Consider the following 21,399-nt stretch of genomic DNA (forward strand, 5'->3'; position numbering starts at 1 on the left):
CTAATCGGAGTAAAGGGAATGTCCTGAACGATAGTCTTATCTTATTCACTTAACATAGTTAGATACTTATCCAGTTCATTAAGATATTCGCCGTATTTTGCCCAGTCACCGTCTTGCTGTGCCTTCTGTGCATTATCAAAGGCTTCTTGGGCATTGGCTATTATTTCAGTCTGACTCAGCTGTTCACTGCTGTTTTTATCTTCGCTTGTTCCTCCTGCCGCACTGCCGCTGTCCGGACTCTCATGCGCACTGCCTTCTCCAAACAGAGAATTGAGAGCTTCAGCCAATGTAGGTTCGTAAGCAATCCTGTCCCCGTAAGCAACTATAACTCTCTTTACCTCCGGAATGCTGGAATTCGTAGCTTCCAGATAAACCGGTTCTATATAGAGCAGTGAATCTTCAATAGGAACAACGAACATATTTCCTCTGCTGTATTTAGATCCTGACGAATTCCAAAGAGAGAATTCTTTTGAAATCTCAGTATTCTGGTCTATTTGCGCCTCTACCTGCATAGGACCATATACAGTCTTGCTCTTCGGCATCTGGTACAATACCAACTCTCCGTAATTCTCACCGTCATTTCTCGCTACCAAAAGGCCCATGAGATTTTTCTTATCCTTAGGAGTAAACGGTATAGAATTAACAAATTCAGCCTTTTCCTCTCCAGGAAGCTTCATTATATAATAGTTCGGAGTCATTGCCTGCTCTTCCGTACCGTATATTTCACTGGATATTTGCCAGAGGTCCTCATTTTGATAGAACACTTTCACATCATTCATGTGATATCTCTGATATACCTGTGCCTGAATATCCAAAAGTGTACTCGGATATCTGATGTGAGCGCGTATACCTTCCGGCATATCTTCCAAATCTTTAAACAGATCCGGGAATATCTTCTTAAAATTCTGAGCAATAGGATCAGTGTCATCTACGATATAATAATCAGTCGTCCCATTATAAGCATCTATAACCACTTTTACTGAATTTCTTATATAATTTGTAGCCGAAGTCTCGCTAAACGGTTCTGAATAAGGATATTTATCCGTATAAGTATAAGCATCAATTATCCAGAAAAGTCTACCTTCCACTACCACCATATAAGGTTCCTTATCGTACTGCAGATATGGCATTATATCCTGTACTCTTTCCTTAATATTACGGTTTATCAATATCTTTGAATCATTTTTAATATTTCCGGATACCAGCATTTTAAGGCTGCGTTCTTTTAAAGCAAACATAAATCTGTTTAAAGGATTCAGCTTTATGCCTGCATCGCCTTCATATTTAGTATATTTATTTTCGTTTCCGTCAGGATAATCAAATTCATCTTCTGATGTATTCACAAGAACATAATTGTTTGTAAGTTCTCCATAATATATCTCAGGCCTTGTCACACTGATCTCTTCTACATCAGATACAGGAGGAATGCCCCCTATGAGCATGTCAGGCTGACCGCTGGCAGTTATCTTATCGACCCTCGAAAGAGTTATACCATATCCGTGAGTATATTTAAGATGTTTATTAAGCCATGTATCTTTTATGGCACTTTCATCAATTTCTCTGGCAGAGAGGAATGTCTGTGTATAGTCTCCATTTATCATATATCTGTCTACATCTACATCATTAAATGAGTAGTATTGCTTAATACTCTGTGTCTGATTGTAGAAAGTATTGGCAGGTGTGTAATCGTTGATTCTGATATTGGAAATGGTCTCTTCATTATTGCTGATATCTTCTCCCGTCAGATCATTGCTGGCCTCAAAAGCTTTCAGATTAACATCATTCAACCCGTATGCCGACTGTGTAAATTCTATATTTCTCTCAAGATATTTGCTTTCCTTATCTATTTCATCCGGAGTAACAATAAGATTCTGAACCACCAGCGATGCTCCTGTTCCCAGAAGGCCCACTGCTATCATGATCACCGGAACAGTTACTGCAGGCTTTACCTGTTTCTTTTTTATTCCCACCGCAAAACCAATAGCCGCCAATATTGACAGTACCATAATCACTCTGTAGATCCACAGCGTTATATTAACATCAGTAAATCCTGCTCCGTATACGGCACCGGTACTCCCGAACAACAAATTATACTGTTTCAGAAAAAAGTTTACGCCTACCATTATAAAAAACAGAACGCCTACTATTATAAGCTGTTTTTCTGCAATGGAAACCAACATCTTCAGATTCTTATTATCCAAAGCTCTGTTTCTTCCGGAAGGCTTTTTAAAACCTCCGCCTGCTGTTTTTCCGGTGAAAGATTCAGCAAATTTTCCAAACACACCGTTTATACTGTCGAATCCGGAACCTGCCGATGATCTATCATCTGTATCATTAGATTCCCGCCCATTCTCCTCAAATATTTTCGGGGTTCTCATAGACAACAGGACAGAATAATATATAACTGTCAAAACTGCAAAGGCTATCAATAATACAAGGACGATCTGATTTATCTCTTCTATAAAATCCAGTCTGAAAACATAGAAAGATATATCCATATTATATAACGGATCTTTTATATCAAAATCCGTACTATTAGTAAACTGCAGAAAATCAAACCACAATTTCGTAACAGCAAAAAAAGTAGTTATAGCTCCGTAAACCGCTGCAAGTCCCCATGAAATTAAATTCAGCCTTCCGTGATTTACAGGCTCATCAGAAGATATCTTTTTAAAATATCCTCTTTTGAGAAACTTAAGATATACATAAGCAAGAAAGGTCACCACCACAAAAGTAGGCACACCTATCTTCAGCTGTGTAAAAAGCTTTGTAAAAAACACTGATACATAATCCAGTTCTTTAAACCAAAGAAAATCAGTGATAAACCCTATAAGGCTTAAAAACAACATTAAAATAATAACAACTGCGATAACAACCCATAACACAGGTCTTCTCTTTTTCTTCTCCTTCGCCAAAATTTACCTCCTTTTAAACAACATAACAGGCCGATATTTTCATGACAAATTCCTTTTCAGGATATATCACATATACCTTTTCTTCGGTACTTCCTCCTATGGTTTCTCTCACCCATACATAATAGTTTTTGCCTGCCTGTCTTATTTCTCCGATCTCCAGCTCTTCAAAAGTTCCTGACGTCTTCTTGTCTTTAAGAGCAGCCACTTCCGTATAAAACTTCGTATCAGATTTTATCATATCCAAAACTTTTTCATCGCCTTTGTTCATAAGATTTACTTTATTTGACTCAAAGGCTATTATCTCGCCTATGACCTGTTCGTCATAATAAACAGGGTAATTATCCTCGTCTTTACCCCATTCGACTTGAGTCATAGGCTGTGATAGGACCAGGTCCGACACCTTACCGTCCCTTTCATCGTCATATCCCAGATCCGAACTGTACACAATACTCTTTATATTCTTATCTGTATTTTTATCTTTCTGAGAATTTATAAGATCAGTTTTATCCTCCATAGGCTCGGTCCTGACCTGAGCAGCTATTACACTGTATTCAGTATCATCTCCGGTTATAAGATGAATTACTTTGTTAAGCTGATTGTCAATAAACTCAGCAGCCTTACTCTGAGGTGCAATGAATCTGACACCCATTCCCACCACTTCAACCGCTAAAATTACAATCAGAATTACAAGTACGATTTTAAGAGCAAGCCGGCCTTTTCCTCCTCTATGCTCACGCTCATCATCAGCATCTTCTGAGGAAACATTATCAAAATCAGCATCTCTTTTAGCTAAGATTTTAGCTTCTTTAGCCTTTTCTTTTTCAAGTCGCTTCTGCTCCTTCTCTCTCCTTCTCAACTCCTTCTTAGAAAGCTGAGAATCATCTTCTTCTCCGTAGAAGCCATCGCCATAAAAATCATCCATGCTGTTCTTGCCATGTTTCTTTATGTAATCAGCAGCCTCTTCATTACCATAATTGTCAAAATCATTAGTTGATGCCGCTTTACTAAACTCCTCATCTCGAGGCATGACAACAGTTTCATTCAACCCGGGCTTCTCTTCAGTTTTAAAAGTTTCTCCCAGATTTCCGGCCTGGATGGTATCGCTCATCTTAAATTCTTCTGTCTCAGAAGACTGAGGATTTTCAAGATGGTTCACACTTTCAAATTGTAAAAGCAAATCATCCACATTATCTTCAACTGTCTCTGCGTCAGTTTCTTTTTTGAAATCTATAGGCTGTGGATCTGAAGACTGTGAAATTTCTTCAGGCTCATGTGCAGGATTCTCATTTTCTATGACATCTATAGTTTGAAGTTCCTCCACTTCGCCCGCCGCATTATCTAAACTGTCAAAAAATTCCTCATCACTTTCAGGAGCAGGATTTGCTTTTTTCGACGCAACTATTGTATCATCGCTGAGGCCTGCCATAATAGCAGCTTTATCTACTGTTCTCGTATGTACAAGATCTTTATCGGAAAGCATTGTCTCTCTTCCCGTAACAGTCTTTGCATCTTTTATTTCTGCTTCCGCCGCTGCTTTGATATCATCAGCTTCCAGTTCAGCAAAAAATGTATGTCTGGCATTAGCCATTTCGTTTATCTGATTTTTTGTAGCCTGATGAGCTTCTTCTACCTCACGGCTTACAGAACTTTCTCTTATATTATCGATACCGTCTCTCATAGCAGCTACCGTAGCTCTGATTTTGGCAGCTTCTTCATCCCTCATTCTGGCTGTCTGCTCTATCACCTTTCTTACTTCTTCCTGAGCCACTGCCTGGTTAGCTTCCTCAGCAATCTTTCTACGCTGCTCTTCAAGACGTTTCTGTGCTTCTATAGCCTCAAGCTGCTTTCTTTCCTGCTCGGCCTTAAACTTCGCTTCTGCTTCAGCAGCTAAGCGAGCTTCCTGCTGAGCTCTGATTTTGGCAGCTTCCTGAGCCGCCTTGAGATCAGCTTCAGCCTTCAATCTGGCTTCTTCTGCAGCTTTAACCTTTGCTTCTGCCTCAGCTTTCATCTTGGCTTCTTCTTCAGCTTTAAGGCGTGCCTCTTCTTCAGCCTTAAGCTTAGCTTCTGCTTCCGCCTTTATTCTTGCTTCCTCCGCAAGTTTGGCCTCTTCTTCTGCCTTTCGCCTTGCTATTTCCTGAAGTCGGGCAGCCTCTTCTTCTGCCTTCTTTTTAGCTTCTGCCTCAGCAGCTATTTTAGCTTCTTCTTCGGCTTTAAGGCGTGCTGCCTCTTGTGCTTTTCGAGCAGCTTCCTGCTCGGCAGCTATTCTGGCTTCCTCTGCCCTAACTCTGGCTTCTTCCTCAATTTTCTTTTTAGCCTCTTCTTCTGCAGCTATACGAGCCTCTTCTGCAGCTTTTTTCTGTGCCTCTGCTTCAGCTTCTTTCCTTGCTTCCTCTATCGCAGCAAGGCGGGCTTCTTCCTCAAGCCGCTTAGCTTCTTTCTCAGCCTCTTGTGCTTCTATTCTCTGAAGCACATCGGATTCAAAAGCTTTAGGCTGATAAGGCTTTACTATTCCCTCTCTTTCAAGGAAGGCTTCCATTGAAGAATCTTCCGGTATTGACTCGAATTTCTGATTAGCCAGCTCTTCCGCTTTAGAAAGCTCATGCTTAATAGAGTTTCCGGATTTTACCTTCTCATATTCTTTGTTGAGAAGCTGTTGAAACTCTTCATTCTTTCTGTTAAATGTATAAAATTTATCTATTCTGTCTGCTGCACTTAAAGGTTTATTATCATCCTCTGTAATCCTTGCGTCAGAAGAAATTTTCTGCTGTCCGGATACCGCAGATTGGCTGTACATCTGCTGCGCTTTTCCGTCATCAGATTCAGCAGTATTTGATACAGGTTCCGATACCACAGATCTGTCTATAGTATCAGGAATCTCCCGAGGATCTGCACTCCAGTCAAAGTCAATATCTTCTGTTTTTTCCACTGCTCTTGCCGGATAGTCTTCAACATTCCACTGGAATTCTTCGAACACCGGCTTTCTGGGAGCATCATCAGCCGTTACATCAGTTTCCGGTTCTGCAGAAGGCACCTGTGATTTTACCGGTACCGTTTCTTCAGATGTAATAGCTGCAGAAGCACTATGCTGTTGAGGAGCCTCTGTCGTTACAGGGCTTCCGCAGTGGCTGCAAAATTTCGAACCATCTGCAATCTCATTTCCGCAATTCTTACAATACATATGTTCCTCCTCCTGGGTATTATTCTTTGATCAATGTTTCTAATTCCGCTGCCGTATACTTCCTGCCGCTTCTTCCTATATCGTAGCCTATAGCGCCTTTAGACGCAGCCTCTGAATTATTGTCCACGTTTGCTGTTTCTATAAAATCCAAATCGATTTCGCCGTCATACTCTTTATCATACGATTCATCTATATCATTGACAGCGTTTGTTTCATTTGTTTCGATCCGTTGCTCCGTTTTCTCGGGTTCGTCATGAACCATCTCTCGATATATTTCTGTCTTTTCCTCATTGTCGAAAAGACTGTCGCCTTCTTGTTCTTCTATGAATTCTGCGACTTCTATATCTTCTATATCATTGTTTTCCGCTTTTTTTCGTTGTTCTTCTTTTCTGTTCGTCATACGTTTGTATTCACTCTCATCTGAGTCCGAACAGTCCGTCTCTCTCACCCATCCAAAAGGATCCCAGTTTCTGTTCCTTTTTGGCTTCGCTGATGTGCTTTCAGCTGTGACAGGCTCCATATATCCAATGTCACGCTTTCTTCCTGCGTTTGCAGTATTGCCCCGATCATCCGTAGGTAAATCGGAGGAGAGCCCGTATGTAAGCTTTTCTAAATTTTCTTCTATAGCTCTGATACTGTCTGTCCTCATTTCAGACTCTCGTTTCCAGATCATAAAAGAAACGACACATACCGCAACAAAAAAAACTAAGGCCACAACAACTATAACTATAATTGTCGTCATGTGATCTTCTCCTATTAGTATGGTTTAACTTCAAAACATCGGTCTAATGTATAGTTATACAATTATACAGTCTCCTGTATTATACTATATATAGGAGATAATTTCAAACACATCTGTAAAAAAGTGTATACAAAAAAGGCAGAGCCTTTTTCTTATTGTCAATGTAAGAAAAAACCTCGCCTTTTTTGGTGAAAAAAGTTTTATCTGCAGCTTGACTGTTCAGATCGGTTGGATTCTTCAGCCCTGTTTCTCTGGCTTCTCTCACTTCTTTCACGTCTTTGACTTTTCTCGTTTCTTTCACTCTTTTCATTGTTGAACTTATTGTTCATTTTATTATTTTTCATATCATATCCCTCCTCAATTTTATTTTGCGCTTATTTATTTTCTGTATGTGAGGAAATAAATTGATTTTTTTGTTGACAAGTTTTTTATAAAATGATATCATCTATTTTGCTTGACAGTAATAAACATAATAATATGCACCATTAGCTCAGCTGGCAGAGCACCTGACTCTTAATCAGGGTGTCCACGGTTCGAACCCGTGATGGTGTACCAATAACCTCAGAATTTCAATGATTCTGAGGTTTTATTTTTATAAATTTTTCACACAGTTCAACCATTCTTTCTAAAAAATAAACATTCTCATTACACATCACTGTATTTTTCTCTCATAACAACAGCTCGTAATTCCTCACAAAAAATTATTTTAATTAATTTTCTGTTATGCTATATTTAAAATATATATTTTTAGTAGGCAGGGATCATTAAAGACGAGGGTCTGTATGGAAACAGCTTTATATAAGCGTTAAAGCCGTCATTCAATACCAATGAAGCATAAACGGCGCGGTGTAAAGTATATCGGTAGATATATTCCGCAGGCATACCGATATAATGGTTTGTTAAGCCTTTATATAAATCTTTTCTCCCTCTCATTATTGCTTTATGCTCTTAAGAAAGGAGGGATTTTTGTGACTTTACAGCGGAACTTGTCGAATTTCATGAACGCTGTTCGTTCAAGCAAAAAACAATCTATTACCGAATTCGCTGAAGAAGTGGGCGTCTCGAGATCTGAAATGCAGCAAATTTTGAAAGGAACCTGTAATCTCCGCATTGACACAGTTAAATACATTGCCGATAATTTGGATGTAGATCCGGAAGCAATGCTCTTTCCTTCCTATACTGAATCACAGCAAGAGTTTGCCTTGCTCTTACTTCGCACGCTCGATGCATTTTCAAGACTTCCCAAGGAAAAACAAAAAGACGCTTCTTTTTTATTTCATGACTTAATCCTTATGATGGAGGAAAATGAATGATGACCAATAAAATATACGGATTACTGTCCAGTCTGGGCATAACTGCAAATTATGCCGGTTTTTTCTATGTGGCAGACGCTGTTTCTATGGCTTTCTCCGATACAGGGAACCTGTTGCTGGTAACAAAACGGCTTTATCCTCAAATAGCCAAACGATATAATACTTCAGCCAAGAATGTCGAACGCAACATAAGAACTATTATAAATGTTGCCTGGGAAAACAATCCTCAGCTGCTTGTAGATCTGGCTCAGAATCCACTTCCCTGTAAACCGACACCTTCGGAATTTATAGCCATTCTAACAATTTCATTATTACATTCCGAAAGCGCGTAGCGTTTTTTGCATGCTCATATTTACCGGCAGCGATTCAAAAATAGTATAGATATAAGTTTGAACGAAGAGAACTTCATACCACAAAATGAAAAAACAGACCCAGTCTGGTACATCAGAGAAAAAAGGGTGCCGTACGGCATCCTTTTTTCAGTCTTCTTCTTTTATTTCCCCATATTTAATATCTAAAATTTCTCGAATTTCTTGCCGGCCATCCAGAAGATAATCCCTACTGCAAAAGTAATAATTCCCGTAACTGTTATGACCGTAAGCATCATCTCGAAATCACTGAACAATCCCGTTTCCCATTCTTCTATATAATATTCCTCAGCCCAGTCGCCTTCATACCACTGAAGAAACCATCTTGCCAGAAGAGCGAAAACTCCCATTCCCATATAGAATCCGCCCAGTTTAAAAAGGTCATTGCGACCAAGTTTAGTCTTGGGATTTACAGGATATTTGTCAGGATCTTTTACCGTCAAACCTCCATATATTCTCTTGCAGATTATATACAGTATAGGAACAACCAGTATCCATAGAAGACCTCCCAGAAACCAGTCAGTGCCGTTAAGCAGTGTGGAAAGAATACATATAATCAGTACTGATGCACACATCAAGGTATGCATAGGAGTCCCTCCCGGTATCTTAAATGATATTTCATCCTTTGGCGTAGACTTTCTCAATATAAATGCGGCTATTACCGTCAAAGCAGTTACAATTACCATGAAAAACACATCTATGACCACAAGAAAATCAAAGCTGAAAGGAATCAATACAGCACTTACTGCAGCTACGATAATAAGGCCTACATAAGGACTGCCCTTTTTCTTTGTAAGCTTAGAAAAGAACTGAGGTCCCAGATGTTCATCAGAAAGTATAAGTATACACCTTGATCCTGTAGCCAGACATACATTAAATATAGAACACTGCCCTATTATTGCCACAATCATGAATATTACGCCAAACACCGCTCCCAGATTATCTGTCAGGATCGTCGAATATCCTATTCCTCCGGATTCTGTAGTCCATGATTCCCACTGTCCTACCGATGCCAGACCGGCCAGGGTAGGAAGAACATACGTCAATGTGATAAGAGGTATAACTATCATGAGAGCTTTCGGAATAACTCTGCTGGAATCTTTTATCTCTCCGCCAAACAATGACAATTCATCAAATCCCGAATACATCCATATACCTATCGCAAGACCTGCTCCGATACCTTCAAAAATACCTACATCATCAGGTATAAACGGATCCATAGGGTTCTGATTCCAGTTCAGAAAACCAACTGCCGCACAGGCAGCAAATGCAATAAGGATTATGATAGAAAGTACAGTACTTACTACGCTTACTTCTTTCAGTCCGAGAACGTTTATAATAAAGAATATAACGATCAGCAGAAGCTTCAGAAGATAGGCTTCCAGTTCTGTCAGCTCTACGAAGCTGCCCAGATAACTTATGGACAGTACCACGTATACCGTATTACACACTAACCCCCATATCACATTACTGAATGCCATGATAGCGAACCAGAATTCACCAAGAGCTTCTTTGACCCAGATCATCGAACCACCTTCTACAGGTCTTATAGCACCCATCTCAGCACATATCATACCATATGGATAAGCCCAGACTATCGGAAGGACAAGCAACATAACTATTGTCAATCCCGGCCCGCATTCAGGAACCATTTCTTCTATTCCGTATGCTCCTGCGCAGCAGATAGCGTAAAACATCCCTACTACAGACAGTACGCTGACTTTTGATTTCATCACATCTTTTACACCGCTTCTGGCGCCCTGTTGCTGTATGTCTTTCATGCTGTATCCTCCTTTTTCAGTTCAGATCTATAACCTTTGTATCCATAGTGATATCCAATTCCTCTGCGCACTGACGATAATAATCAACTTGATCAAAGGTCAGCATATCTGAAGATATCAAGCCTTTTTGAGTGTATTTATCCTCAACGAACATTTTTGTAAACAACGCTCCGCCCTGACCTGTCAGATACATTTCAGCGGTAAGCCCCGCCCTGTTAAATGATTCAGCTAAACCCGGAGCAAAAACATGAGTCTCCACGCGTACAGGCTTTCCGTCTTTTGTCCCTGTGGCCTCAACTACCATTACGCCAGTATCCGAAACCAGCCCTTCTTCTATAATTTCTTTTATTTCATCATGATATTTAGGAGCAGGCGGTATATGTTTTAAAACAAGATTAAAAGGACTTATTTCTTTTCCGTCTATTGTCTCGGTATCCTTCGAGAGAAGTCCTGCCCGGTAAAGCGGTTCTGCAAAAGCCACTCCTGCACCGGCATATTTAAAATAAATATTTTTAGCTCCTTTAAAAAATTCTTTTGCATTGAGTCCCATATGAACCGGTTCATCATGATCATGTTCAACAAAACGGATTTCCTTGTCCAGATAATCATATTTGCGGTAAATAGGTCTGCTGAAAGGTTCTCCTTCAATAAGCTCTCCGTTTTCGTACGCTATAGGAGTGCCCGCCATATCACTTAAAGCCGTTACCGGCGACCACCAGAAAGGAAGAAAGCGTTTAGCTTCTACACCCTCATAGACTATAGTATAAATAGTATCGCATGTATCAAGGTATTTCATGGTATGCCTTGCCGCCACGCATATAAGTCCGGGAGCCGATCCTGTAGCAATGACTGCGGTCTTTCCTATATCACTGAAACGCTTCCCATAAACATCATACATTATCTTTATGCCTTCCACCCAGTTTTTATGGATAGATTCTGTAGCGGCAAAATCCTGATAATCACATTTTACCTCAAGTGCTGCTTCTAATACATTCTTCCCGAATTTAAGCGGGAGTCCATTTACTATCAGGTCTACACCTTCTGCCGCTTCTTTGATACTGTCTATATCAGAAGCATCTACAAACTTTCCTTTTCCTTTCTTAAGTATTTTTACCAGATTATCCACTGCTGCCGGATCCGCATCTGCACAGATAATCTCAGATACATTTTCTTCTTCATCCATACGCTGCGCCACTGTGGAGCCCTGTGCTCCTACTCCTAATATCAATATCTTTTTCATAATTCCCCACCTTTTCTGTCATTTACTTTAAAAACATTGTAAAGTTAAAAAAGATAGGTTACTATAGATTTGTTGTTTTAAACTATATAATATTTTGAAAATTTCGTCTATTTTTTCTTATTTTCGCAATTTCCACATATTATTTTAACAAGATCAGTATATTTATAAAGTAACCCAAAGGAGACGACCTATGCTTCCCGAACACGTAGATTATTACGACAACCTTCCTTTTTCCATTTCATTTACCAACATAAAACAGGAAGGCCCTCATTATCATAAAGAAATGGAAATGGTTTTGGTTCTTCAGGGAACCGTCAGCTATAAAGTACATCATCAAAATTACCATCTTAAGTCCGGAGATCTTCTTGTGGTGGATACAGAAGATCTTCATCATATATATGATTCTTCAAAAGATGTCCTTATGCTTACAATATATATAGATCTTGAGTTCTTCAATGATCTCTATCCCAATATAGACTTTATGATTTTTGCATGCGAAGAATGCGGAGGTCAGTCAAAATCACGCCAGCAGGCTCTTCAAAACAAACTGTCCTTTCTCAAACATCATCTTGCAGAGATTATGATGATAAAGACAACCAAAGAAAATAACCATTCTCTGCTGATGGAAAAGCTAAAAGAATTCATATTCATAATGGTAAATCAATTTCAGGGATTCTTTATAGAAGATAATCAATTTCGCGCCAACAGCGATCAAATAAATTCTCTTGATCTTGACAGGCTATATCGAATAGTAAAATATATCTATGTCAATTACGACCGAAAAATCACTTTAGATGATCTGGCAGATCTGGAACATCTCAGCCCCTACTATGTGTCGCATCTGATAAAAAACACCTCCGGCCTCAGCTTTCAGAATTTCTTAAACTATGTACGTATTGAATATGCAGAGAAATTCCTGGCAGAAAATAAGTATACACTGACTCAGATAAGTGAATTCTGCGGATTTTCATCATCCTCATATTTTAATAAATGTTTCAGCTCATGGCATAATATGACACCTGCCCAGTATAAAAAACAGCTTGCTCCGTCAGAAAGAAAATATCATGGTGAAATCTGCCAGAAAACAGCTATGTCTTTGCTGGAAACCTACCTAAATGTAAGTCATTTAGACTATAAAAAAGAAGAGAAACTTCGCGCTTCTCACCATATTTTTATACCTGTGAAAACAGAATATCCTGACGGCAGAAAACTAAAGGATGTTTTTCCACTTCACATTTTACTTGATTCTCCCTCAGATATTCTCCGCATGGGATACTATAAAGAGCAACTGAAAAAACTTAAACCCACATCTATCAAAATATCCATCTCCGCTCTCAATGCCCTGCCCGAAAGTAAACAGATCCTGGGAGATCTGGCAGCTTTAGGGCTTCCTGCTGAGATAATATACAAAATGCCCAAACTTCGAAAATCATCCCCCCGCCATACAGCAGAAGCTTTTTCCGACTGCATGGAAGATCCCGGCTCATGCCTTAAATTATTCGGAAATAATTCAGCTGTTTTTACACCCGACGGTCTTCCGACCCCACAATACAATCTATATACATTGCTTGCGGAAATCAGCGGCAATGTATCAGAAATACGAGATCAATACGTTCTTATAAAAAGTGATTCAGCTATTTTTATAATACTATATCAGAAAACTGACACTCAATCATTAAACGTACACCTTCACCTTCAAGACCTGGCAAATGATCTTCTCATGATCTCAAGAATATTTTCGAAAGACCACGCTGCATCGACAACTCTGAATAATATGATATCTGCTTGTGAAATAACATCACGCCTGAAGAATCATATATACAGAGCCACAATGGGCGAAACTCATTTTTCCTGTATACACCCTAAAACAAATCCAAAGCTTGATCTCATCATAAACCCGGGAGCACTGATGATAATTGAACTTTCCATATAATATATCTACAGCACTTCAGAACTTTTGTTTTTTTTCAAAGAAATATTGCTGATGACTATCGCTGCTATTATCAACAGACCGCCGATCACCTGTACCGCCTTAAGCTGTTCATGCAGAAAAACACATCCTAATATTGTAGCAGAAACCGACTCAAGAGGAAAGATAACTCCCGCTTGATTTGCTGAAGCGTGATTGACTCCAAAAGTAAACAGCAACTGAGTAATAAACGTACCGAAAAATATCAGATATATAAATTCAAAGAATATCGGTGCTGTCACAGTGATATTCGGAGGTGATTCTATAGCAAAAGCAAATATTATAGCTATAACAAATGTAAATATAAATTGACATCCTGTAATAAACTCAACCCCGGACTTCTCAGTAAAATAATCAGCCGATACTATAGCTCCGCCGTATCCTATAGCACTAAGCAACGTCAATATTTCTCCCGGTCCTATAGATAACTTTCCGCTGGACAGTCCTGTCACCGACATTATGCTGACACCGATTATTCCCACAAGAGCGCTCACAAATACCTTGCCTGCGGGACGTTTTTTATCTATAGCCCAAACCATAAAAGGAACAAGAACGACATATGCCGACGATATAAAAGCATTTATACCTGCATTTATAAGCTCAAGCCCCATTATCTGCAGTGCTGTAGCCATACCGAAAAACCCTCCGCATATAGCGCCTCTTTTCCAGTCCTTAAGTGTAGCCTTCTTAAAATGTTTTCTCCAAATTATGACTGCAAATACAGCAGTAAAAAACGATCTAATCGCATTACACCAGTTAGGTTCAACAATATTCAGAACATCTTTCGCCACCACATATTCTCCGCCCCACAGGAATGCAGATACTATCAAACTTATCACACCCACGGAAGCTCCGTACTTATGTACCATCTTCTCCAGCAAATTATTCACCCTCTCCATATTTTATCTATTATATATTACAGTATACTGTATGTGTACAGTCAAGGAAATTTTAAATCAGCCTGAAGAAAATGAACGGCGTTCCCCATAAGTGGAACGCCGTCATGATAAATGATAAAACGCTATACATTGACTGCACTGCAATAGATACCGGTGAAACAAGAAATCACGCTACTTATCCGCCAGCTTCTGAGTAAAATCCGACATTGCCTCGGAGATCTTTATCTGTTGCGGACAGACTGCCTCACATTGTCTGCATCCTATACATGCATTCGGTTTCTTATCATCAGGAAGAGCACTGAGAGCCATAGGCGCCAGAAAGCCCCCTTCTGTAAAAGTATGCTCATTATACAGCTTCAAAAGATCCGGAATATTAAGTCCTTTAGGGCAATGACTGGTACAGTAATGACATGCTGTGCAAGGCAATACTTTTTCACCCAGCATTTCCTCTGCGATCTTCTGAAGTTCCTCCATCTCCTTATCATTTAAAGGTCTGTCCGCTTCAAAGGTTTCTATATTGCTTTTTAACTGGTGAAAATCTGACATTCCCGACAAAATTACTTTCACAGATGGAATAGACTGAAGAAATCTAAACGCCCAAGCGGGAATCGCCTCATCAGGCCTAAGATCTTTCAGTTTTTTCTCCTGCTCTTCAGTAAGCCTTGCAAGGCGTCCTCCGCGCAAAGGCTCCATCACCCATACAGGTATTCCATATTCCTCCAGCAAATCCAGTTTCTCATCAGCTTTCTGAAAAGTCAAATCCAGATAATTAAGCTGTACCTGACAAAATTCCATTCTATCTCCGTATTTTTCAAGGAATCTCTCAGTTACATCAAAACTTCCATGTACAGAGAAGCCCAGGTGTTTTATCCTGCCATTGCGCTTCTGTTGCCATAAGTAATCCATAATACCGTATTTTTCGTCCAAATACTGCTCTATATTCATTTCGCAGACATTATGAAAAAGGTAAAAATCAAAATACTCCACACGACATTTTTCCAGCTGTTTTTCAAATATACTTTCTACCTTATCCATATTCGAAAGATCATACCCCGGAAATTTATCTGCCAAATAAAATGATTCCCTAGGGTATTCACTGAGAACTTCCCCCATTACCAGCTCAGAATTTCCTGCATGGTAGCCCCATGCTGTATCATAATAATTTATACCCTTTTCCATAGCATAGGCTACCATTTCTCTGGTCTTATCAGTATCAATTTTTGAATCATCACCTTTTTCTACCGGAAGCCTCATGGCTCCCATTCCAAGAGCTGATAATTTTTTATCTTTAAAATCTTTATATATCATGGTTATCCTCCTACACTCATTCCTTATCTGACCATACTTCCATAGCCATGCGGAATGCCGCCCAAGCCTTAGGCCACCCGGCATAAAAAGCCGCATGTGTCAAAATTTCCGCTATTTCCGTTTCTGTAATTCCATTATCTTTAGCAGATTTCAGATGATATCTGAAAGAAGAATCCACAAGTCCCTGGGACATAAGCGCCACTACTGTTACAAGGCTCCTGTCTCTTAGAGACAGTTCATCTTCACGGCTCCACACCTGACCGAATAATATATCATCATTAAGCTGCGCAAATTTAGGGGCGAATTCTCCGAGAGCCTCTCTGCCTGCCGTCTGTTTTTTCATTTTTTTGCCTCCTGACATATTTACTTTAACTTATCATAATCGTCTCTGTCTACTGCTTCCATCCATTCATTGACAGCTCCTTCCGCCGGCACTTCAATGGCAATATGCTGAAACCAGCTGTCTTTTGCAGCTCCATGCCAGTGTTTCACATTCGGCGGAATGTTCACTGTGTCCCCTGCACACAATTTTCTTGCTTCTTTTCCCCATTCCTGATACCAGCCCCTTCCGGCTGTGACAAGCAATATCTGACCGCCTCCCTCAGAGGCTTTATGTATATGCCAGTGATTACGGCATCCCGGCTCAAATGTAACATTTGCTATACCTACCTGATGGGAAGATAACATACTCAGATAACTATTTCCATCAAAAAACTCAGCAAATGCAGTATTTTCTTCTCCTATATCAAATACTGCCCCAGGGCCCAGCTTCTTTTTAATCGTCTCTGTATCCATAATTTTACCTCCTTGCAGAATCTGTTTTTATAGTTCCGGTTTATCCTTTTATTTTAAGATCATTTCTTTTTAATTTATATATAAGATAGTCCAGACATTCTATCTGACGCTGTATCTTATGACTGTCAGACAGCAGGCGTTTTCTATGATGAAACAATACCGCAAGCTGATCTTCACACGTTCCGTTTCTGCGGCACCTGATGAACTTCTCCGTTTCTGCGCTGCCGCATCCGGAATCTTCCAGCATTTGTCTTAAAACCTTTATCTCATTATCCGATAACATTTTTCATGCCTCCCGTTACTCTGATTTTATTCCAATTTTATATTAATAGCAAATACCTATAAACTATTACTTGCCATAATTTTTAAGAATACTTATAATGATTTTAAAAGAAACACTTTATATGCATAAGAAAGGTTATAATTGATGGAACTTCGTGTCTTACGGTATTTTCTCGCTGTAGCGAGAGAACAAAATATAACAGCGGCAGCAGAAACGCTCCACGTAACTCAGCCAACCCTGTCAAAACAGTTGATGGAGCTGGAAAACGAGCTTGGAAAAAAACTGTTTATAAGAGGAAACCGAAAAATAACACTTACTGAAGACGGTATGTTTCTGCGCAAACGAGCTCAAGAGATAATAGAACTCACTGATAAAACAGAAGCCGCATTTAACGGGGGACCGGAAACCATTTCCGGTGAAATCTTCATCGGAGGAGGCGAAACAGAAGCCATAAGATATATAGGCAGAGCCTTGCATCGAATGCGAAGCCTCTATCCTGACGTTCGCTTCAGTCTATTCAGCGGGAACGGGGAAGATGTATCAGAAAGGCTTGATAAAGGACTTCTGGATTTTGGCCTTTTTGTAGGAATGACAAATCTTAAAAAATATGATTATTTGCAGCTGCCTTATTATCACAAGTGGGGAGTATTGATGAGAAAAGATGATCCCTTAGCACAGCTTGAAGCCATTTCTCCGGAAAATCTTCAGAAAATTCCTATTATCTGTTCCAGACAGGCGCTGATACAAAATGAACTTTCGGGCTGGCTGGGTAAACCGTTTGAAAGTCTGGATATCATCGGAACTTATAATCTGATATATAATGCTTCCATCATGACAGAAGAAGGACTTGGATATGCACTGTGCATTGATAAACTGCTGGAACTTTCCGAAAACAGCAGCCTATGTTTCCGTCCCTTTGAACCTGCCATAAAAGCAGAACTGTTCATAGCATGGAAAAAATATCAGATCTTTTCATCCGCCGCAAAAAAAATGCTCGAGATACTTCAGCAGGAACTGGATTAAATTATCCGGCGTCATGAAAATCTGTAAAAATATATAATTTTTATTTAAGGAGGACTTCATGTCAACAAAAAATCTGATTTTGAAAGCTCTAAGAGAAAACAACCATGGTTATCTCTCAGGAGAAACACTTTCCAACCATCTGGATATATCACGCACTGCCGTATGGAAAGCAATAAAAGCACTCAGAGAAGAAGGTTATATAATACAAGCTGTAACAAACAAAGGTTATAAACTCATAGAAGAAGACGGCATCATTACCGAAGAAAATCTCCGGGCATTCCTTCCCGCAAACTATAAAAACAATGATATTCATATATATGATACACTGGATTCCACCAATACGAAAGCAAAGCAGCTGGCGCTGGAAAAAGCGCCTCATGGTACCACAATAATAGCTTTGCAGCAAACCGCAGGAAAAGGCAGGCTGGGAAGAAGTTTCTTCTCTCCCAGAGAGGGAATATATCTCAGCATTATAATCAAACCCACCTTTGATCTAAGCAGATCAATTCTGGTTACTGCAGCTGCAGCAGTGGCCGTTGCTGAAGCAGTAGAATGTGTCTGCAAACAGAAAACAGAAATAAAATGGGTGAATGATGTTTATCTGAAAGGAAAAAAAATATGCGGGATTCTGACTGAAGGGATAACCGACTTTGAAACAGGCCAGATAGATGCTCTCGTAATAGGTATAGGGGTCAATACTACAGTAAAAGGTTTCCCGGACAATATCCTTAATACTGTTGGGGCAGTAGAAGGAGATTATTCTAAAGCAGCACTGGCCGCTGAAATAATCTCTAAAACTCTTCATTTTACCGAAAATCTCGAGAAACGTACCTTTGTTAATTCATATAAACAAAAAAGCCTAGTCATCGGAAAAGATATACGAGTATATAAAGGAAGATATAACATCAGTCCCGAAGATGAGCTTCCCGGTCTGCCTGCCAAAGCCATCGGTATAGATGACGACGGATGCCTGATAGTCCTTTATCCTGATGGTCAAAAAGAAACTTTATCTACAGGAGAAATATCCATAAGATTATAATATTTTTAACAAAGAAGGATATCAACATGACAAGTTAGTACGATTTCTTTGTTTTTTTCCGCAACTAAGTTTGCTTTTCTTATGAAACCTATAGACAATTTTTTAACTATACTGTAAAATCACCTTATAAAATTTTAATTAGTCTGAATTATCTACCGTTACAGCTATCTAATGTAGAAAGGGCAAACCATTATGGATCATGAGAAAATGAGTAAAACAATCGACGAGATAGTAGCTCGTCACGGCGACAGAAAACCTATCGTCGCTATTTTACAAGACATCCAGGAAGAATACAGATATCTTCCAAAGGAAGCGCTGTTTTATCTGGCTGATAAAATTGATACCAGTATCGCAAAAATTTACAGCGTTGCGACTTTTTACGAGAATTTTTCACTGGAACCGAAAGGAAAGTACGTTATCAAGATATGTGACGGAACAGCATGTCACGTAAGAAAATCTATTCCTATTTTAAATGCACTGAGGAATAAGCTCAGCTTGTCAGAGACTCAGAAGACAACTCCCGATGGTCTCTTTACTGTTGAAACGGTATCATGTCTGGGCGCCTGTGGGCTGGCTCCTGTAATGACTGTAAACGATAAAGTTTACCCTGCCATGACTCCCGAATCAGCCACAGCTTTACTTGAAGAACTGAAATAGGAGGAACCAATGAAAATAACAGATAGAAAACATTTAGACCAATACAGAAAAGAATTTCTTGCTCATATAGACACACAGAAGAAAAAAGTGTATGTATGCGGAGGAACAGGCTGCGTTGCAGGCGGTTCCATGGAAATTTATGATGAACTGAAAAAACTCATAGAAGAAAACGGCCTCAACTGTGATATTTCTTTGGATTCCGATGCGTGCGAAGGCAGTATAGGTCTTAAGAAAAGCGGATGTCATGGTTTCTGTGAAATGGGTCCGGTACTCAGAATAGAACCTTCCAAACTATTCTACCTTAAAGTCAAAAAAGAAGACTGTCAGGAAATTGTAGAGAAATCTATTGTAGACGATGATATTGTAGAACGTCTTATATACAGCAGAGACGGTATACAGTATCCTGAGCAGGAAGAGATTCCGTTTTATAAACATCAGACTAGGCTCGTTCTTGAAGACTGCGGACAGATTGATGCACAATCTATAAAAGAGTACATAGCCTACGGCGGATACACTTCCCTTGAAAAATCCATGTTTGATATGACAAAAGACGAAGTCATAAATGTAATCACAGATTCCAATCTCAGAGGAAGAGGAGGCGCAGGATTCCCTGCAGGTCGAAAATGGTCACAAGTAAAGGCTCAAAAATCACCTGTAAAATATGTTGTATGCAATGGAGATGAAGGAGATCCCGGCGCATTTATGGACAGAAGCATCATGGAAGGTGATCCTCATAAAATGCTTGAAGGTATGATGATAGCCGGATATGCTTCAGGGGCCACAGAGGGATACATATATGTAAGGGCGGAATATCCTCTTGCCGTAGAAAGACTGACCAATGCCATCAATCAGGCAAGGGACATCGGACTTCTTGGAGAAAATATACTGGGATCAGGTTTTGATTTTGACATACATATCGTAAAGGGAGCCGGAGCCTTCGTATGCGGAGAAGGAAGTGCTCTGACCACATCAATAGAAGGAAACAGAGGAATGCCTCGTGTTAAACCTCCAAGAACCGTCGAACATGGCCTTTACGGCAAACCAACACTTCTCAACAATGTTGAAACATTTGCGAATGTTCCCATCATTATAGATAAGGGCGCCGACTGGTATAAAACAATAGGACCTGAAAGAAGTCCGGGAACAAAGGCTTTCGCTCTGACAGGCAATATCGTAAATACCGGACTTATAGAAGTTCCTATGGGAACAACTTTAAGACAGGTAATATACGATATTGGAGGAGGAATCAGAGGCGGCAAAAAGTTTAAAGCCGTACAGATCGGAGGTCCTTCCGGCGGATGTCTCACAGAAGAGCATCTGGAACTTCCTCTCGATTTTGACAGTCTGAAAAAAGTAGGAGCAATGATAGGTTCAGGCGGACTTGTAGTAATGGACGAAGATACATGTATGGTAGAGGTAGCCAGATTCTTTATGAACTTCACCCAGAACGAGTCATGTGGAAAATGCGTTCCTTGCCGTGAGGGAACCAGAAGAATGCTTGATATTCTCGAAAAAATCGTTGCCGGGAACGGAGAGTTATCTGATCTGGAAACATTGGAGCAGCTTGCCGACACTGTTACGGCAACAGCTCTTTGCGGATTGGGCAAAACCGCGGCTAATCCGGTTAAATCAACCATTAAATATTTCAGAGATGAATATATAGAACATATAGTTGAAAAAAAATGCAGAACAGGAAACTGTCAAGCATTAAAAACAATTTATATCGATAAAGGACTCTGCAAGGGATGTTCGCTTTGTTCGAGAGTCTGTCCTGTAAATGCCATTTCCGGTAAAGTAAAGGAACCGTTTGAGATTGATCCCGCCACATGTATTAAATGCGGAGCATGTATAGAAAAATGTAAGTTCAACGCAATTAAGGAGGGCTAAAG

At 39.8% G+C, this 21,399-nt stretch carries 18 protein-coding genes and 1 tRNA gene; 8 read left to right on the forward strand and 11 right to left on the reverse strand.

Annotated features, from left to right (window positions below; translation table 11 throughout):
* Positions 1-41: 41 nt before the first annotated feature.
* The 4 genes from ACLR96_RS04350 to ACLR96_RS04365 all read right to left on the reverse strand — a co-directional run bounded on the left by ACLR96_RS04350 (position 42) and on the right by ACLR96_RS04365 (position 7,179).
* The gene (locus tag ACLR96_RS04350) at positions 42-2,915 is read right to left on the reverse strand and encodes a UPF0182 family protein (protein ID WP_412265250.1); all 2,874 of its coding nucleotides are present in this window, start codon (positions 2,913-2,915) and stop codon (positions 42-44) included.
* Between the two features lie 13 nt (positions 2,916-2,928).
* Entirely contained in the window at positions 2,929-6,093 is a 3,165-nt protein-coding gene (locus ACLR96_RS04355; protein ID WP_177267754.1) for a zinc-ribbon domain-containing protein, read from the reverse strand.
* 19 nt (positions 6,094-6,112) lie between these two features.
* Positions 6,113-6,835: a hypothetical protein gene (locus ACLR96_RS04360; protein WP_177267755.1), complete on the reverse strand. Its 723-nt coding sequence runs from the start codon at positions 6,833-6,835 to the stop codon at positions 6,113-6,115.
* A gap of 200 nt (positions 6,836-7,035) precedes the next feature.
* Positions 7,036-7,179 (reverse strand): hypothetical protein, encoded by a 144-nt coding sequence (locus tag ACLR96_RS04365; RefSeq protein ID WP_177267756.1) that lies wholly within the window; start codon positions 7,177-7,179, stop codon positions 7,036-7,038.
* Between the two features lie 135 nt (positions 7,180-7,314).
* Between ACLR96_RS04365 and ACLR96_RS04370 the strand changes: the two genes are divergently transcribed.
* The 3 genes from ACLR96_RS04370 to ACLR96_RS04380 all read left to right on the forward strand — a co-directional run bounded on the left by ACLR96_RS04370 (position 7,315) and on the right by ACLR96_RS04380 (position 8,480).
* A tRNA-Lys gene (locus ACLR96_RS04370) sits at positions 7,315-7,390 on the forward strand.
* A gap of 413 nt (positions 7,391-7,803) precedes the next feature.
* Complete coding sequence (locus ACLR96_RS04375) at positions 7,804-8,148, forward strand: helix-turn-helix domain-containing protein (RefSeq protein ID WP_177267757.1); 345 nt, start codon at positions 7,804-7,806, stop codon at positions 8,146-8,148.
* On the forward strand, positions 8,145-8,480 hold the full coding sequence (locus ACLR96_RS04380) for a sporulation initiation factor Spo0A C-terminal domain-containing protein (protein WP_177267758.1): 336 nt from the start codon (positions 8,145-8,147) through the stop codon (positions 8,478-8,480). The genes ACLR96_RS04375 and ACLR96_RS04380 overlap by 4 nt, the downstream gene beginning before the upstream one ends.
* 182 nt (positions 8,481-8,662) lie before the next feature.
* Here ACLR96_RS04380 and ACLR96_RS04385 read toward each other — a convergent pair whose 3' ends face one another.
* Positions 8,663-10,297 (reverse strand): APC family permease, encoded by a 1,635-nt coding sequence (locus ACLR96_RS04385; protein ID WP_177267759.1) that lies wholly within the window; start codon positions 10,295-10,297, stop codon positions 8,663-8,665.
* Positions 10,298-10,313: 16 nt separating this feature from the next.
* Entirely contained in the window at positions 10,314-11,537 is a 1,224-nt protein-coding gene (locus ACLR96_RS04390) for a saccharopine dehydrogenase NADP-binding domain-containing protein (RefSeq protein ID WP_177267760.1), read from the reverse strand.
* Positions 11,538-11,727: 190 nt separating this feature from the next.
* On the opposite strand from ACLR96_RS04390, the gene ACLR96_RS04395 reads away from it, so the two are divergent.
* Positions 11,728-13,470: a helix-turn-helix domain-containing protein gene (locus ACLR96_RS04395; protein WP_177267761.1), complete on the forward strand. Its 1,743-nt coding sequence runs from the start codon at positions 11,728-11,730 to the stop codon at positions 13,468-13,470.
* Positions 13,471-13,475: 5 nt separating this feature from the next.
* Here the strand turns inward: ACLR96_RS04395 and ACLR96_RS04400 are convergent, their stop codons facing one another.
* The 5 genes from ACLR96_RS04400 to ACLR96_RS04420 form a co-directional block, all read right to left on the reverse strand.
* Entirely contained in the window at positions 13,476-14,387 is a 912-nt protein-coding gene (locus tag ACLR96_RS04400) for an EamA family transporter (RefSeq protein ID WP_177267762.1), read from the reverse strand.
* A gap of 189 nt (positions 14,388-14,576) precedes the next feature.
* On the reverse strand, positions 14,577-15,713 hold the full coding sequence (locus ACLR96_RS04405; protein ID WP_177267803.1) for an aldo/keto reductase: 1,137 nt from the start codon (positions 15,711-15,713) through the stop codon (positions 14,577-14,579).
* Between the two features lie 16 nt (positions 15,714-15,729).
* Positions 15,730-16,056 carry a carboxymuconolactone decarboxylase family protein gene (locus tag ACLR96_RS04410; RefSeq protein WP_177267804.1) on the reverse strand — a complete coding sequence of 109 codons (327 nt, stop codon included), beginning with the start codon at positions 16,054-16,056 and terminating at the stop codon, positions 15,730-15,732.
* Between the two features lie 20 nt (positions 16,057-16,076).
* On the reverse strand, positions 16,077-16,508 hold the full coding sequence (locus ACLR96_RS04415; RefSeq protein ID WP_177267805.1) for a cupin domain-containing protein: 432 nt from the start codon (positions 16,506-16,508) through the stop codon (positions 16,077-16,079).
* A 40-nt stretch (positions 16,509-16,548) separates the two neighbouring features.
* The gene (locus ACLR96_RS04420) at positions 16,549-16,791 is read right to left on the reverse strand and encodes a hypothetical protein (protein ID WP_177267806.1); all 243 of its coding nucleotides are present in this window, start codon (positions 16,789-16,791) and stop codon (positions 16,549-16,551) included.
* A 144-nt stretch (positions 16,792-16,935) separates the two neighbouring features.
* On the opposite strand from ACLR96_RS04420, the gene ACLR96_RS04425 reads away from it, so the two are divergent.
* From ACLR96_RS04425 to nuoF, 4 genes are all read left to right on the forward strand, one after another.
* Positions 16,936-17,814 (forward strand): LysR family transcriptional regulator, encoded by an 879-nt coding sequence (locus ACLR96_RS04425; protein WP_177267828.1) that lies wholly within the window; start codon positions 16,936-16,938, stop codon positions 17,812-17,814.
* Positions 17,815-17,872: 58 nt separating this feature from the next.
* On the forward strand, positions 17,873-18,853 hold the full coding sequence (locus ACLR96_RS04430) for a biotin--[acetyl-CoA-carboxylase] ligase (RefSeq protein ID WP_177267807.1): 981 nt from the start codon (positions 17,873-17,875) through the stop codon (positions 18,851-18,853).
* Positions 18,854-19,060: 207 nt separating this feature from the next.
* On the forward strand, positions 19,061-19,510 hold the full coding sequence (locus ACLR96_RS04435; protein WP_177267808.1) for a complex I 24 kDa subunit family protein: 450 nt from the start codon (positions 19,061-19,063) through the stop codon (positions 19,508-19,510).
* 9 nt (positions 19,511-19,519) lie between these two features.
* Positions 19,520-21,397 carry an NADH-quinone oxidoreductase subunit NuoF gene (gene nuoF / locus ACLR96_RS04440; protein WP_177267809.1) on the forward strand — a complete coding sequence of 626 codons (1,878 nt, stop codon included), beginning with the start codon at positions 19,520-19,522 and terminating at the stop codon, positions 21,395-21,397.
* The last annotated feature ends 2 nt before the right edge of the window (positions 21,398-21,399 follow it).

The sequence above is a fragment of the Lentihominibacter sp. genome, from assembly GCF_046951855.1.
In the GTDB taxonomy this organism is placed as follows: domain Bacteria; phylum Bacillota; class Clostridia; order Peptostreptococcales; family Anaerovoracaceae; genus Lentihominibacter; species Lentihominibacter hominis.

Coding starts and splice junctions, on each gene's coding strand:
- ACLR96_RS04355 (WP_177267754.1), bottom strand. CDS start 6,093: ATGTATTGTAAGAATTGCGGAAATGAGATTGCAGATGGTTCGAAATTT.
- ACLR96_RS04360 (WP_177267755.1), bottom strand. CDS start 6,835: ATGACGACAATTATAGTTATAGTTGTTGTGGCCTTAGTTTTTTTTGTT.
- ACLR96_RS04365 (WP_177267756.1), bottom strand. CDS start 7,179: ATGAAAAATAATAAAATGAACAATAAGTTCAACAATGAAAAGAGTGAA.
- ACLR96_RS04380 (WP_177267758.1), top strand. CDS start 8,145: ATGATGACCAATAAAATATACGGATTACTGTCCAGTCTGGGCATAACT.
- ACLR96_RS04385 (WP_177267759.1), bottom strand. CDS start 10,297: ATGAAAGACATACAGCAACAGGGCGCCAGAAGCGGTGTAAAAGATGTG.
- ACLR96_RS04390 (WP_177267760.1), bottom strand. CDS start 11,537: ATGAAAAAGATATTGATATTAGGAGTAGGAGCACAGGGCTCCACAGTG.
- ACLR96_RS04395 (WP_177267761.1), top strand. CDS start 11,728: ATGCTTCCCGAACACGTAGATTATTACGACAACCTTCCTTTTTCCATT.
- ACLR96_RS04405 (WP_177267803.1), bottom strand. CDS start 15,713: ATGATATATAAAGATTTTAAAGATAAAAAATTATCAGCTCTTGGAATG.
- ACLR96_RS04410 (WP_177267804.1), bottom strand. CDS start 16,056: ATGAAAAAACAGACGGCAGGCAGAGAGGCTCTCGGAGAATTCGCCCCT.
- ACLR96_RS04415 (WP_177267805.1), bottom strand. CDS start 16,508: ATGGATACAGAGACGATTAAAAAGAAGCTGGGCCCTGGGGCAGTATTT.
- ACLR96_RS04420 (WP_177267806.1), bottom strand. CDS start 16,791: ATGTTATCGGATAATGAGATAAAGGTTTTAAGACAAATGCTGGAAGAT.
- ACLR96_RS04425 (WP_177267828.1), top strand. CDS start 16,936: ATGGAACTTCGTGTCTTACGGTATTTTCTCGCTGTAGCGAGAGAACAA.
- ACLR96_RS04430 (WP_177267807.1), top strand. CDS start 17,873: ATGTCAACAAAAAATCTGATTTTGAAAGCTCTAAGAGAAAACAACCAT.
- ACLR96_RS04435 (WP_177267808.1), top strand. CDS start 19,061: ATGAGTAAAACAATCGACGAGATAGTAGCTCGTCACGGCGACAGAAAA.
- nuoF (WP_177267809.1), top strand. CDS start 19,520: ATGAAAATAACAGATAGAAAACATTTAGACCAATACAGAAAAGAATTT.